Genomic DNA, 12,500 nt, shown 5'->3' on the forward strand with positions numbered 1-12,500 from the left:
GCCCCTGCGCGAACTGGCCCGCCTTGCGGTAGGTCCAGAGATAGCCCGGCACGACCGCTTCGACCGTGGTCGGGGCGATGCCGAGCGCCTCGATGGTCCGCCCCTCCGCTCTGGCCGCCTGCGAAACCACGTTGTCGGTCTGGAGCAGGGTGACCTGATCGCGCGTCAGCTTGAGGTTGGCCGGCAGGAGCCCGAGGGTCAACGTGTCGATCAGCTCGAGCAGGCGCGCCTGGAGACGCGCCGCCGGCTCCGGCAGGTCGAGCACCGCGCGGCGGCGCATCGTCACCTCCAGCATGTAGCGCACGAAGTATTCGAGCGTATTCACCTCCGGCCCGCCGAGCTCATAGACGCGACCGCCGGGGACGAGACCGTCGACCGCGCGGGCCACCGCTTCGGCGACGTCTCCGACGAAGACGGGCTGGAAGCGGGTCTGCGCGCCGGCGAGCGGCAGGGCCGGCAGGAAGGTCGCGAGCGAGGCGAAGCGGTTGAAGAAGCCGTCGCCGGGGCCGAACATGAGCGAGGGGCGGAAGATCACCGCGTCGGGACAGGCCCGCAGCACCTCCGCCTCGCCGAGCGCCTTCGAGCGGGCGTAGAGCGAGGGCGAGTCCGCGTCGGCGCCGAGCGCCGAGACGTGGACCAGCGTGGCGCCCACCGCGGCCGCCGCCCGGGCGATCTCGCCGGCGCCTTCCGTCTGAAGCTTCGAGAAACGCTGACTGCCCGTTTCCTGCAGGATGCCGACGAGGTTGATGACGATGTCGGAATGCTCGACGGCGCGTCGGATCGAGTCCGGGTAGCGAAGGTTGGCCTGCACGGCGACGATCTGGCCGACCTTGCCGAGCGGCTGCAGGAACAGGGCGAGGTCGGGCCGGCGCACGGCGACGCGGATGCGGTAGCCGCGCTTGGCCAGCGACCGCACCACGTGGCGCCCGAGGAAGCCGGAGCCGCCGAACACGGTCACGAGCTGCGATTGCGGGCGGGTCGCGGCGCCGGGCGCGGTGTCGAGGCTGCTCATGGCCGATGGAGGCCCCTTTATCTCGGGTGACACGTCGAGACGGGCGGCAGAACAACGCCCGCACGGCCGACGAGCCACGGAGTGCGACCGTCGGCAGCACGCTCCTTAGACCAGTTTGAAGTCCAGGGCAGCCGGTCCGGTCAAGGAAAATCCGGCCCTCCCTCGTCGCGGTGGAAACGGCCCGCGTGCAGGAAGTGCAAGGTCAGGCCGATCACGCGCCTGTTCCACATCATCGTCGGGTGCGCCACCGGCAGAGCGACGTGATCGGTCATCCCCTCCAGACGCGTGCGCGCGACGGTGACGCGGCCGTCGTTCGGCCCCGGGAGAAGCAGCGAGGCGAGCGGATAGAGGCTGCGGCTGCCGGCGATGATGCCGAGAGGGTAATCGACCGGGCCGAAGAGGGCGGCCTGGACCGGGCTCCACACCGTGACGAGTTCGGTGCCGGCCGGGCCGAAGAAGCGGCGGTAGAGGGCGAACCGATGCAGGGCGTCGGCGATCTCGCTGCCGCCGTTCGGCGGCCCCAGCATCACTACGCGCCCGAGATGGGCCGGCCGGTGCCGGGTGAGGAGAACGCGGGCGACGAGGCCGCCCATGGAGTGGGTGACGATGTGGAGCCGCTTGACGTCGGCGCCGAAGGCCGCGACTTCGGGCGCCAGACTCTCGGCGATGGCCGCGAGCCCCAGGCGGCGGCCCGGATAATCGCGGTTGAGCGTGGCGTAGCCCGCCGCCGCCAGCCTTCGCTCCAGCGGGCGCAGGGAAGCGGCTCGGCGGGCGATGCCGTGCAGGAGGAGGACGCCTTCGGTCACGCTCATGATCGTACGGCCACGGGTCGGGTTGCGGCGGGCGCGTTTCGACCCGCCCGCCAATCCCTGGCATCGTCGTACCGATTCGCGGCCGGGGGAAGCCGCGTGTCGGGGGTACGACGTGGCCGCGAGCGATCGAAGGAAGAGAACCGGACACCAGCCTCCCCCTGCTCTACGCCGTCCTCTACGGCGGGTACGGTGCGCTCTCTCCCTTCCTGCCGGCCTTCCTGGAATCGCGGAGCCTTACGGCTGGCGAGATCGGCACGCTGCTCGCCGGAGCGATGCTGGTGCGCCTCGCCGCCGGGCCGCTCGTCGCGCGGCGAGCCGACCGGCGCGGCACCGTGCGGCGGTCTCTCGGCACGGGGTTCGCCCTCTCGGCAGCGCTGACCCTGGCCTTCCTCGGCGGCCAGGGCTTTCCCCTGTTGCTGGCGACGGCGCTCGCGCAGGCCGCGGCCACGGCGCCGCTCGCCCCTCTCGCGGACGCGGTGGCGCTGGCCGGGAACGGCGGGTGCGCCTATGGCCGCATCCGCGCCGCCGGCTCGGCCGCCTTCATCGCCACCACGATCCTGACCGGCCATCTCGTCGGCGCCTTCGGCCACGGCGCGGGCCTTTTCGCCTGCGCGGTTCTGTTCGCGGCGGGTGCGGCGCTGACACGGCGCCTCCGGGCGGCTTCCGCGACTGCTCCGGACGATGATCCGGTCGGAGGCTTCGGCGCGCTCGCCGCGGATGCCCACTTCCGCCGCCTCGTGCTCGCCGCCGCGCTGGTGATCGGTGCGCACGCCATGCACGACACCTTCGCGGTCATCGTCTGGCAGGCCGCGGGCATCGGACCGCGGACGGTCGGGCTGCTCTGGGCGGAGGCGGTCGCGGCGGAAGTCGCGGTGTTCCTGTGGCTCGGGCCGCGGCTGATCGAGCACGTCGGTCCTGCCCGGGCGCTGGCGCTCGCAGGAATCGCGGGCGCGCTGCGCTGGTCCGTGCAGGCGCAGACCGCGTGGCTGCCCGCCCTCGCCGCGATCCAGGCGCTGCACGGGCTGACCTTCGCACTGCTGCATCTCGCCTGCCTGCGGCTGATCGCGGAGCTCGTGCCGGATCGTCGCCGGGCGACGGCGCTGGCGCTCTACGGCACGTTCGGGCTCGGCCTCGCCTCCGCGCTGATGACACTCGCCTCCGGGCCGCTCTACGGCAGGTTCGGCACGAAGGGTTTTTGGATGATGGCGGTCGTGAGCCTGTCGGCCGTTCCGGTTGCGCGCGCTCTGATGCGCATCCGATAATCCGCTGTCTTCGTCCTCTTGGAACATATATGGAACATTCAAGAGGCAGCCCCCATGAGCCCATGCCCGTCGTCGCCGACATCCTGATCCCGCTCGCGCTCGATACCGCCTACAGCTACGCGGTGCCGGCCGGTCTCGACCTCGCGGAGGGCGACATCGTGCAGGTGCCGCTCGGGCCTCGCGAGACCATCGGCGTGGTCTGGGGTCTCGACGAGCGGGCGTCGGGCGCAAACCTGCGGACGGTGACGGGCCGGGTCGAGACGCCGCCGCTTTCGGCTTCACTGCGCAAGCTGGTCGACTGGCTCGCCCGCTACACCCTGGCACCGAAGGGCTCGGCGCTGGCCATGGCCCTGCGCCTGCCCGACGAGACCGCCCGCAACGAGGCACCGCGGATCGGCGTGCGCACCGCCGGCCGGCCGCCCGCCCGGCAGACGGTCGCCCGCGGCAAGGTGATGGCGGTCGCCGCCGACGGCGCCGTACGCGGCAAGAGCGCGCTCGCCAAGGAGGCCGGCGTGTCGCTCGGCGTCGTCGACGGGCTGATCGACGACGGCGCGCTGGAAACGATCGCGCTGATGCCCGAACCCGTGGCACTGCCGCCGGACCCGGACCATCCGCGGGTGCCGTTGTCGGAGGCGCAGGCGGAGGCGGCGCGGGCGTTGATCGCCAATGCCGCCCCATCTTTCCCTCCCCCCTCTGCGGGGGAGGATGGCCCTCGCGTCATCGAGGGTCGGGAGAGGGGAGCGCCGCTTCCGGACGATGCGGAGCCCGCCCCTCACCCGCCCGCTCCGCAGGCCCCCTCCCCTACCCAAGTCGAATCTGCTCGACTCCGGCAAGCTCTTGCGGATCCCGGGCAAGCCCGGGATCCGTCGGGGGGAGGGTCGAGGGCTGGTACGATTCTCCTCGAAGGCGTCACCGGCTCGGGCAAGACCGAGGTTTATTTCGAGGCGGTCGCCGAATGCGTGCGGCAGGGCCGGCAGGCGCTGGTGCTGATGCCGGAGATCGCGCTGACCGCACAGTTCCTCGACCGCTTCGCCGGGCGCTTCGGGGTGCGGCCGGCCACCTGGCATTCCGGCATCGGCGGCAGGCGCCGCGAGCGGCTGCGGGCGGGGGTCGCCGCGGGCGAGGTTTCGGTGGTGGTCGGCGCCCGCTCGGCCCTGTTCCTTCCCTTCAGAAATCTCGGCCTGATCGTGGTCGATGAGGAGCACGAGACCGCCTACAAGCAGGAGGACGGCGTCCACTACCACGCCCGCGACATGGCGGTGGTGCGCGGCAAGATCGAGGGCTGCCCGGTGGTGCTCGCCTCGGCCACGCCCTCGATCGAGTCGCGGGTCAACGCCTCGACCGGGCGTTACCGCCACGTCGCCCTGCCCGGCCGCTTCGGCGGGCGTCCGCTGCCCGACATCGCCGCCATCGACATGCGCCTCGACAAACCGGAGCGCGGGCGCTTCCTGTCACCGCCGATGGTGAACGCGGTCAAGAGCACGCTGGCGGCGGGCGATCAGGCCCTGCTGTTCCTCAACCGCCGGGGCTACGCGCCGCTCACACTCTGCCGCGCCTGCGGCCACCGATACCAGTGCCGCAACTGCTCGACCTGGCTGGTGGAGCACCGATTCCGCCGGGCGCTGGTCTGCCACCAGTGCGGCTACGCCGAGCGCAAGCCGGAGGCCTGCACCGAGTGCGGTGCCTTCGACCATCTCACCCCCTGCGGTCCCGGCGTCGAGCGGATCGCCGAGGAGGTGACCGAGCTGTTCCCCGACCAACGCATCGTCGTGCTGTCGAGCGACTTTCCCGGCGGCGCCGAGCGGCTGCGGCAGGAACTGGAGACGGTGGCGGCGGGCGAGTGCGACATCGTCATCGGTACGCAGCTCGTGGCCAAGGGCCACAATTTCCCGCACCTGACCCTCGTCGGCGTGCTCGACGCCGATATCGGCCTGACCTCCGGCGATCCGCGGGCGGCCGAGCGCACCTTCCAGCTTCTGCAGCAGGTGACGGGCCGGGCCGGCCGCGGCGAGCGGCCGGGACGCGCCCTGGTGCAGACCTACCAGCCCGAGCATCCGGTCATCGCCGCGCTGCTCTCGGGGGATGCCGACCGCTTCTACGAAGAAGAGACCTATGCCCGCGAGGCGGCGGGGCTGCCGCCGTTCGGACGCCTCGCGGCGCTGATCGTCTCCGCCGAGGAGCGGGAGAAGGCCGAGGCGCACGGTCAGGCGCTGGCGCGGGTCGCCGATCCGCCGCCCGGCGTCAGCGTGCTCGGACCGGCGGAGGCGCCGCTCGCCCTGGTGCGCGGACGTTGGCGCTTCCGCCTGCTGGTGAAGACCGAGCGCGGCATCGACGTGCAGAGCTATCTGCGGGATTGGCTGGCCAGGGGACCGAAGCCGAGGGGGAACCTCAAGGTCGCAATCGACGTGGACCCGCAGAGCTTTTTATGATCGGGTCCGTTCGCCGTCGGCCCGAGGTCGCCCGCACTCTCCTGCGGTCAGCCTCCTGCCCCGGCTCCATTCGAGGAGCGCCGCGCCTTGCTGACCTACGAGAAGAAGCCCGATTCCGCCATCGCCGAGATCGTCGTAGACGGGAAGATCACGGACGAGGAGATGAACACGGTCATGGCCGCGATGAAGGCCGACCTCGACAAGGGCGGCCGGCTCAGGCTCTTGGAAGACATCCGCAGCTTCGAGGGCATGGAGCCGGCGGCCTTCTTCAAGGACCCGCGCTTCGGCATCTCGATGATGAAGGGTGTGAGCCACGTGGCGCTCGTCACCGACGCGACCTGGCTGCGGGCGGTGGCCGAGACCTTCGGTTTCGTCTCGCCGGTGCAGATCAAGGTGTTCGAGCGCGCCCGCCTCGGCGAGGCGCGGGCCTGGCTCGAAGCCGGCGCGTGACCGCGAGCAACGCGCGTCCGGATCGCGGACGCGCGTTCGATCGACAAAAGGCGGACCTTCCCGGGTCCGTCCTTCACTCGTGACCTCGGATCGTCCTACTCGGCGAGCGCGGTCCGGACCGTGTTGCGGCGGGCGGTCCAACGGCCGGTACAGAGCCCGCCGGAGACGCGCCACGTCCCGGCCCCGGCGCGGGCCTGGAGCCGGCCCGAGGCGGTGCCGTTCGCGGCCGCCGTCGCGACGTTCAGGCCGACGCCGCCGTCCGGGCCGACGCGACCGGTCACCGTGGTGCCACCGGAGGATGCGGTCGTGATCGGACGAACCTGTCCGTCCCGCACCGCGAGGTCGTAGGTGTACCGAGCCTCGCAGAGCCCGCTTTCGGTCACGAGCTGCACCGACCACGTCCCGTCGAAATCCCCGGCCACGGCCGGCGAGACGAGCGCGGCGGCCAGAGCAGCGGCGAGGGGGAATTTAGGCATGGACCATCCAGCTCAGCGACGAGGGTCAAGCGCACGGATGCGCCGTCGCCCGCGCCCCGCACCGTCGATCTGTGAGATGCCCGCACTCTACGCGAACAAGAGGCGAGAATATGACGGCAATCGATAGCAGGGTTGCCGGCAAATCGCGACCGTTCGTGGAACAAATGACGCGCCGATAGAGGAGAAGCTCCGCTATCTGTGCTCTTTCGGCATCGGACTGTTGCAAGCTCAGCCTTAAAACTTTTCAAGATGCGTGCCAAGAAAACGAGAGTAGGGCCAAGATCGCGCCTTTGTCAGCATCCGCCGGCATCGCCGCGCAATATGTCGGTTGCGACATCAGCGGTTGGACGATGGACGGCGCGACCTTCGCAGTTCGGGCATGCCGATGCGGGCGCGCCAATCCCTGTCGGGCTGCGCGGCCGGTCATGAACATGCCCGGATCGGCGACGACTCGACGATGCCGGCTTACGGCGGCCGTCAGGCGGAGGGTTCGGCGAGCCGCGCCCGGTGACGGTCGAGGGCGTCGAGCCTGCGCCGAAGCCTCGACCTTGGCAGCGACATCGACGCCGATGACTTCGCCTTGCGCATCGCAACAGGCAACGCGGCGCGCGTGCGCGGCGTGCTCAGGAGCAGGCTTTGCAGGCCGTCGAGGCAGTGCTCGCCTCGGGGGAAAACTTTACCTTCGAGGCGGGCATGTCTCATCCGGGCAAGATCGACCCGGCCTGCTGAAACGGGCGCGGGAACGCGGCTTCTTCGTGAGCGCGTCCAACCCGGTTCAAGAACGTCGATGACGGCTGCGTATGGACGCCGCGGGTCGAACGATGCCCGAATCGGGTTCATCGCGATTTTCTGCCGCCGATGGGCGAGGCTCCGCAGTGGGTTTCCTTCGCCCAAGCCTTACGGGCGGCCGCTCATCCGCGAAGGCAGCGTGGATCACAGCTTGATCCCGAGCCACCGGTTCAGGCGGGTGACGAGCCAGACCGTGCCGATCGCCACGCACACCCCCCAGCCGACCTCCAGCACCCGCGAGCCCGCCATCCTTTCCACCGGCCCGAGATGCGGCACGAGCAGGATGATCGTGGCGGTGATCCCGGCCAGCCGGCAGGCGCTCGCGACGTTGACGAGCCAGCAGGCCAGGATCGCGAGCACCACCGTGGCCGCGTAGACCGGCAGGGACGGGCCCAGGGACAGATAGGCGGCGAGCCCGATGAGCCCGCCGATGGCGGCACCGGTGAACTGGTCGCGGGCGGTGGAACGGGTCGCGCCGAACTCGGTCTGCGCGACGGCGACCGCGGTGATCGCCGCCCAGAATCCCTCGCGCAGACCGAGCACCTGCGTCGGCAGGTAGGCGACGATGGCCGCGACCGCCGACATCACCCCGTGCGCGAGGCCGCCGGAGAAGCGGCGGCGCAGCGGCAGGCGCTTGCGCAGCCGCGTGACCTGATCCCGCAGCCAGCGGATGCGGCTGGTGTCGCGGTCGGCCCGGCGCGTCTCCTCGACGGCGGTTTCCTGCCGCTCGGCGCCCGCTTCCTCCTCCGCACGGCGTAGCGCCCGCTCGGCCCGCATCCGCTCTTCCCTCTCTCCCGACACAAGCCGCGGCGCGCAAGCGACCGGCAGCCGGGCGACCCCATCAACGCATTCAGACCCGGCGCAAGACCGACGCCCCGGGTGAAATTTCCGTCGAACCCCGCCCGCGCGGCCGGGTTGTCCGGGCACCCCCTTACAGCCCACCGCACCGGAGTACGGCCCATGGAATCCTTTCCCAAGCCCCCCTTCCCCGATCAGCCGCAGCCAATGCCCGGCTCGACCCGCGCCATGGACCCGAAACCCGACCACGGCGAGACGAGCTACAAGGGTTCCGGCCGCCTGGAAGGCAAGAAGGCCATCATCACCGGCGCCGATTCCGGCATCGGCCGCGCCGTGGCTCTCGCCTTCGCCCGGGAGGGCGCGGACGTGCTGGTCTCCTACCTCGACGAGGAGGAGGACGCCGCCGAGACGCGCCGCCTGATCGAGGAGGCGGGTCGCAAGGCCGTGCTGGTGCCGGGCAACATCGGTGACGCGGCCCACTGCAAGCGGATCGTCGAGCGGGCGGTCGAGGCGTTCGGGCGGATCGACGTGCTCGTCAACAACGCGGCCCATCAGGCGACCTTCACCGATCCGGAGGAGATCTCGGACGAGGAGTGGGAGAAGACGTTCCGCGTGAACATCCACGCGATGTTCTACCTGACCAAGGCCGTGCTCCCGCACATGGGCGAGGGCTCGGCCATCATCAACACCACCTCGGTCAACGCCGACGCGCCGAGCCCGCAACTGCTCGCCTACGCCACCACCAAGGGCGCGATCCAGAACTATACCGGCGGCCTCGCGCAGATGCTGGCGGAGCGGGGCATCCGCGTGAACTGCGTCGCCCCAGGCCCGATCTGGACGCCGCTGATCCCCTCGACCATGCCGGCCGAGAAGGTGAAGCAGTTCGGCTCGCAGGTGCCGATGAAGCGGCCGGGCCAGCCCAGGGAACTCGCCCCGATCTACGTGATGCTCGCTTCCGACGAGTCGAGCTACGTCTCGGGGGCCACGGTGGCGGTGACCGGCGGCAAGCCGATCCTCTGAATTCTTTCGGAACGTGGACCGATGCGTCCGGCCGCATCGATGGCTCGCGCGCAAAGGACTCCCCGCCGCCTCGACCCTGAGCGGAATCGGTCTCGCCATGGTGGGTGCCGAGGCGGCGCCGGCCCTGGGCCGACGGATCGGCCGGCGGCATCGAGGGCTGGAACGGTGAACGGGAGGGCGCGCGAAGAAAACCCCCGGTTAAGCCTAAACCCCTATGACCGGGCCATCGAGCCTGGTGATGAAAGGAGCGCCGATGACCAGGGACCAACTCGCGACCGAACTGAAGCGCATGGCCTCCTCGCAGGTCAGCGACATCGAGCGCGCGGTCAAGGCGGGCCACAAGACCATCGCCCTGAACGAACTGGCCGATCTCGACCGGCAGCTCAAGGCGCTGGCCGCCGCCCTCAAGGCCAAGCCCGTCGTGCGCGCCTGAGGTCCGATCCGGAAACAAGCGACGACCAACCCTGACGAACCGCAGCGGCCCCGCCCCTCCTCGCGGCGGGCCGCTCCTCTCCGCCATGGCGGCCGCATCACCGTTGCGCGAATGCGGTGATTCTTGCGGCCAACCGCCGACGCCCGCTATCGTGACGAGGCACGCTCAAGCAAAAGCCATCGAATCTGCCGATCGAGGCATCGAGGAGTTTCGAAGTTGCACCTGCGATCGGCCGTTCTGCACAAGGATATTCCGACACACTACGCCAACCTGATGATGCAGTACATGGTGGCGCGCAGTCTCCAGAGCAGAATCCCCTACCTGCAACTCTCCAATTTCGACCTGCCCTACTGGAATATCTCTCATCCTGAAATCCCGCAATCCGAATCCGACAAGGCCTGCATCCTCTGGAGCGAGCAGCACGTCGATTTCGAACGGATCGCCTATCTCGCCGATACCGGGATCTTCTCCCGCTTCAACTGGCGGGGCTACGGCGAGCGGATCGAGTACTTCCCGCCCAAGGATGTGTGCCGGAAACTCTTCGTGCGCTTCGATATTCAGACGCGATCCCTCGGAGACGACGTCCTCCTCTGCCCCGTTCGGGGGGCGGAGATCCTCGACGCCATCCATCCGGGCTACACCGTCGTCCCGGTCGACTTCTACGCCGACATCGTCGAGGAGACCGGGTTGATCCCCGTCTTCATCGGGCAACTCGGCGACAATCCCTACACCCGCGCTCTGAGGGACCGCTTCCCGAAGGCGGATTTCATCCCGCACCAGGACGCCCTGATCGACTTCCAGACGATCCGCTCGGCCGCCAACATCGTCGTGCCGGTCAGCACGTTCGGCTGGCTTGCCGCGTGGCTATCCCATGCCAGGACGATCATCCTGCCGGTCTTCGGGATCTTCGATCCGAAGCCGTTCCCGCTCCACGACCTGCTGCCGCTGAGCGACCCCGCCTACCGCTTCTACGCGTTTCCGCCGCAGGCGGCCGTGCCCCTGTCGGCCCTGCTGGAGGCGCACGGAGAGATCCGGGGCCAGTGGCGAAGGGTTGCGCCGAGCGATCTGGCGCGGCCCTGAACGCCTCGGACCCGATCCCGTCGGGATGACGGATCCGGACCCCGCTCGGATGCCGCGGGAACCCGCCGATCCGGCGTCCGCCGCGATCGAGCGGAGAACGGGATCAGCGGTCGCGGCCCAGCAGGACCAGCCAGCCGATGCCGAGCATCGCGACCGTCATCCCGATGATGACGAAGGCCGGCGTCCCGAGATCGATCAGCCGCGGTGCGAGCTGCGTGGCGAAGGCCGCCACCACGAGCCCGACCGCGACCCGCGCCGCGCCGCGCTCGATGCCGCGCACGAGCTTGTCCATGCCTTTGAGCTCGATCTCGACGGTGACGCGCCCCTGCTTGAGGCGCACCAGCATCAGGTGGATCAGTGTCGGCAGCTCCGAGGCCGCACCGTAGAGGCCGGTGCCGAGCGACTCCGCCTTGCGCATCAGCCCGCGCAGGGAAAACTGCGAGCGCATGCTCGCCCGCACCGTGGGGCCGGCGGCGGCGAAAAGGTCGAAGTTCGGGTCGAGCTGGCGCATCACGCCGTCGGCGGTGACGAGCCCCTTGAACAGGATCGCCAGATCGGTCGGCATCGCGAGATCGTTCTCGCGGGCCATGGTCATGAAGTCGGTGAGCACCAAGCCGAGGTTGAGCGGGATCGCCGAGTGCGTCTGGACGAAGTTCTGGGCGGATTGCTCCAGCTTCGTCAGGTCCGGGTTCGAGGTACCGGTCCAGTCGAGCAGCGTCGCCATCAACCCGTCGACGTCCTGCTTGAGCATGGCGCCGATCAGGACGAGCAGTTGCTGGCGCCGCTTCTGCGACAGGCGCCCGACGATGCCGAAATCGATGAAGCCGATCCGGTTGCCCGGCATCACCAGCAGATTGCCGGGGTGGGGATCGGCGTGGAACACGCCCTCGATCAGCGCCATGCGCAGGAAGGCATCGCACCCTTTCTGCGCCAATGCCTTCTTGTCCGCATCGATCGCCCGGAGGGCGGCGGCGTCGTTCGGCGAGATCCCGTGAATGAACTCCTGCACGAGCACGCGCTCGGAGCACCACTCCCAGAAAATCTTCGGGATGACGATGTCGTCGCGGCCCGAAAAAATCTCGGCGATCATCTCGCAGTTACGGGCTTCGTTGAGCAGGTCGAGTTCGCCGTTGAGTCCGTTGGCGAGATGACGCATCTGCTCCTGAGGCTGGTAGCGGGCCATTTCCGGCCATTCCGCCTCGACGATGCGGGCGCCGTGCGCCATCAGGCGCAGGTCCGCCTCGATGACCTTGCGCAGCCCCGGCCGCAGCACCTTGACCACGACCTCCTCGCCGGAATGGAGGCGCGCCCGGTACACCTGGGCGATCGAGGCCGAAGCGATCGGGGTGAGATCGAATTCGGCGAAGACCTCCTCCGGCGGGGCACCGAGATCGGCCTCGAGTTGCGGCCCGATCTGCACCCATGGCACCGGCTTCACTTGGCTGTGCAGCTTCTCCAGTTCGTCGGTCCAGACTGGCGAGAGCAGATCCGGGCGGCTCGCCAGGATCTGGCCGAACTTGATGAAGGTCGGCCCCAGCGTCTCGATGGCGCGGCGCAGCCGCTCCGGCTGCGACAGTCGCGTGACGTCGACCCGCGGCGTGCGGCGGGGAATCAGCGGGATGTTGTGCAGCCCGAGCCGGTCGACGATCTTGGTCAGCCCGAAGCCGATCAGGACCGAAGCGATTTCCGAAAGGCGCTGACGGTCGCGCGCGGCGACGAAGGCTGTCTTGAGCATGATGGTCTTGCGTGTCGCGCGAAGCGTCGGGCTCGGCAAGACCGACCCTCGCCGGGGCATTTCGCCATCGCCCGGGCATGGGGCTTTTTTAGGATCGGCGTTGATTTCGCAGCCGCGCACGCCGTCCCGTCAGAACGATCAACGCCCGCAGCCGCTCGACCGTATCAGGGGGCGGTGGCCTCGGCATGAACGTCGATCAGAACC

Annotated in this window: 13 protein-coding genes (2 of these 13 running past the window's edge); 6 read left to right on the forward strand and 7 right to left on the reverse strand. The window is 69.6% G+C overall.

The window, feature by feature from the left end; translation table 11 throughout:
• Both PGN25_08775 and PGN25_08780 read right to left on the reverse strand, forming a co-directional pair.
• Positions 1-1,012, reverse strand: partial view of a complex I NDUFA9 subunit family protein gene (locus PGN25_08775; GenBank protein ID MEH3117675.1) — the 5' portion only. Its footprint begins 158 nt before the window's first position; the window shows 1,012 of its 1,170 coding nt (coding positions 1-1,012); its start codon is at positions 1,010-1,012; its stop codon lies off the left edge, out of view.
• Positions 1,013-1,152: 140 nt separating this feature from the next.
• Positions 1,153-1,818: an alpha/beta fold hydrolase gene (locus tag PGN25_08780; protein ID MEH3117676.1), complete on the reverse strand. Its 666-nt coding sequence runs from the start codon at positions 1,816-1,818 to the stop codon at positions 1,153-1,155.
• Between the two features lie 131 nt (positions 1,819-1,949).
• On the opposite strand from PGN25_08780, the gene PGN25_08785 reads away from it, so the two are divergent.
• The 3 genes from PGN25_08785 to PGN25_08795 all read left to right on the forward strand — a co-directional run bounded on the left by PGN25_08785 (position 1,950) and on the right by PGN25_08795 (position 5,965).
• On the forward strand, positions 1,950-3,086 hold the full coding sequence (locus tag PGN25_08785; GenBank protein MEH3117677.1) for an MFS transporter: 1,137 nt from the start codon (positions 1,950-1,952) through the stop codon (positions 3,084-3,086).
• Positions 3,087-3,148: 62 nt separating this feature from the next.
• Positions 3,149-5,515 carry a primosomal protein N' gene (locus tag PGN25_08790; GenBank protein MEH3117678.1) on the forward strand — a complete coding sequence of 789 codons (2,367 nt, stop codon included), beginning with the start codon at positions 3,149-3,151 and terminating at the stop codon, positions 5,513-5,515.
• Between the two features lie 87 nt (positions 5,516-5,602).
• Positions 5,603-5,965: an STAS/SEC14 domain-containing protein gene (locus PGN25_08795; protein ID MEH3117679.1), complete on the forward strand. Its 363-nt coding sequence runs from the start codon at positions 5,603-5,605 to the stop codon at positions 5,963-5,965.
• 95 nt (positions 5,966-6,060) lie between these two features.
• On the opposite strand, the gene PGN25_08800 is transcribed toward PGN25_08795, so the two are convergent.
• The 3 genes from PGN25_08800 to PGN25_08810 all read right to left on the reverse strand — a co-directional run bounded on the left by PGN25_08800 (position 6,061) and on the right by PGN25_08810 (position 8,007).
• Positions 6,061-6,441 (reverse strand): hypothetical protein, encoded by a 381-nt coding sequence (locus PGN25_08800; GenBank protein MEH3117680.1) that lies wholly within the window; start codon positions 6,439-6,441, stop codon positions 6,061-6,063.
• Positions 6,442-6,918: 477 nt separating this feature from the next.
• Entirely contained in the window at positions 6,919-7,281 is a 363-nt protein-coding gene (locus PGN25_08805; protein ID MEH3117681.1) for a hypothetical protein, read from the reverse strand.
• Between the two features lie 93 nt (positions 7,282-7,374).
• A complete protein-coding gene (locus tag PGN25_08810; protein ID MEH3117682.1) occupies positions 7,375-8,007 on the reverse strand; it encodes an FUSC family protein in 633 nt (210 codons plus the stop codon).
• A gap of 183 nt (positions 8,008-8,190) precedes the next feature.
• Here PGN25_08810 and PGN25_08815 point away from each other — a divergent pair, with 183 nt between their 5' ends.
• From PGN25_08815 to PGN25_08825, 3 genes are all read left to right on the forward strand, one after another.
• Positions 8,191-9,048, forward strand: a complete 858-nt coding sequence (locus PGN25_08815) for an SDR family oxidoreductase (GenBank protein ID MEH3117683.1) — start codon at positions 8,191-8,193, stop codon at positions 9,046-9,048.
• 253 nt (positions 9,049-9,301) lie between these two features.
• The gene (locus PGN25_08820) at positions 9,302-9,481 is read left to right on the forward strand and encodes a hypothetical protein (protein MEH3117684.1); all 180 of its coding nucleotides are present in this window, start codon (positions 9,302-9,304) and stop codon (positions 9,479-9,481) included.
• Between the two features lie 216 nt (positions 9,482-9,697).
• Positions 9,698-10,561 carry a hypothetical protein gene (locus tag PGN25_08825; GenBank protein MEH3117685.1) on the forward strand — a complete coding sequence of 288 codons (864 nt, stop codon included), beginning with the start codon at positions 9,698-9,700 and terminating at the stop codon, positions 10,559-10,561.
• Between the two features lie 103 nt (positions 10,562-10,664).
• Here the strand turns inward: PGN25_08825 and PGN25_08830 are convergent, their stop codons facing one another.
• Together PGN25_08830 and PGN25_08835 are read right to left on the reverse strand one after the other, a co-directional pair.
• Complete coding sequence (locus PGN25_08830; protein MEH3117686.1) at positions 10,665-12,296, reverse strand: AarF/UbiB family protein; 1,632 nt, start codon at positions 12,294-12,296, stop codon at positions 10,665-10,667.
• Positions 12,297-12,460: 164 nt separating this feature from the next.
• Positions 12,461-12,500: the 3' end of a hypothetical protein gene (locus PGN25_08835; GenBank protein ID MEH3117687.1), read on the reverse strand. Its footprint extends 440 nt past the window's final position; 40 of the gene's 480 nt are visible here — the last part of the coding sequence; its start codon lies beyond the right edge, outside the window — the gene reads right to left on this strand; it ends in the stop codon at positions 12,461-12,463.

Source organism: Methylorubrum populi, assembly GCA_036946625.1.
In the GTDB taxonomy this organism is placed as follows: Bacteria; Pseudomonadota; Alphaproteobacteria; order Rhizobiales; family Beijerinckiaceae; genus Methylobacterium; species Methylobacterium populi_C.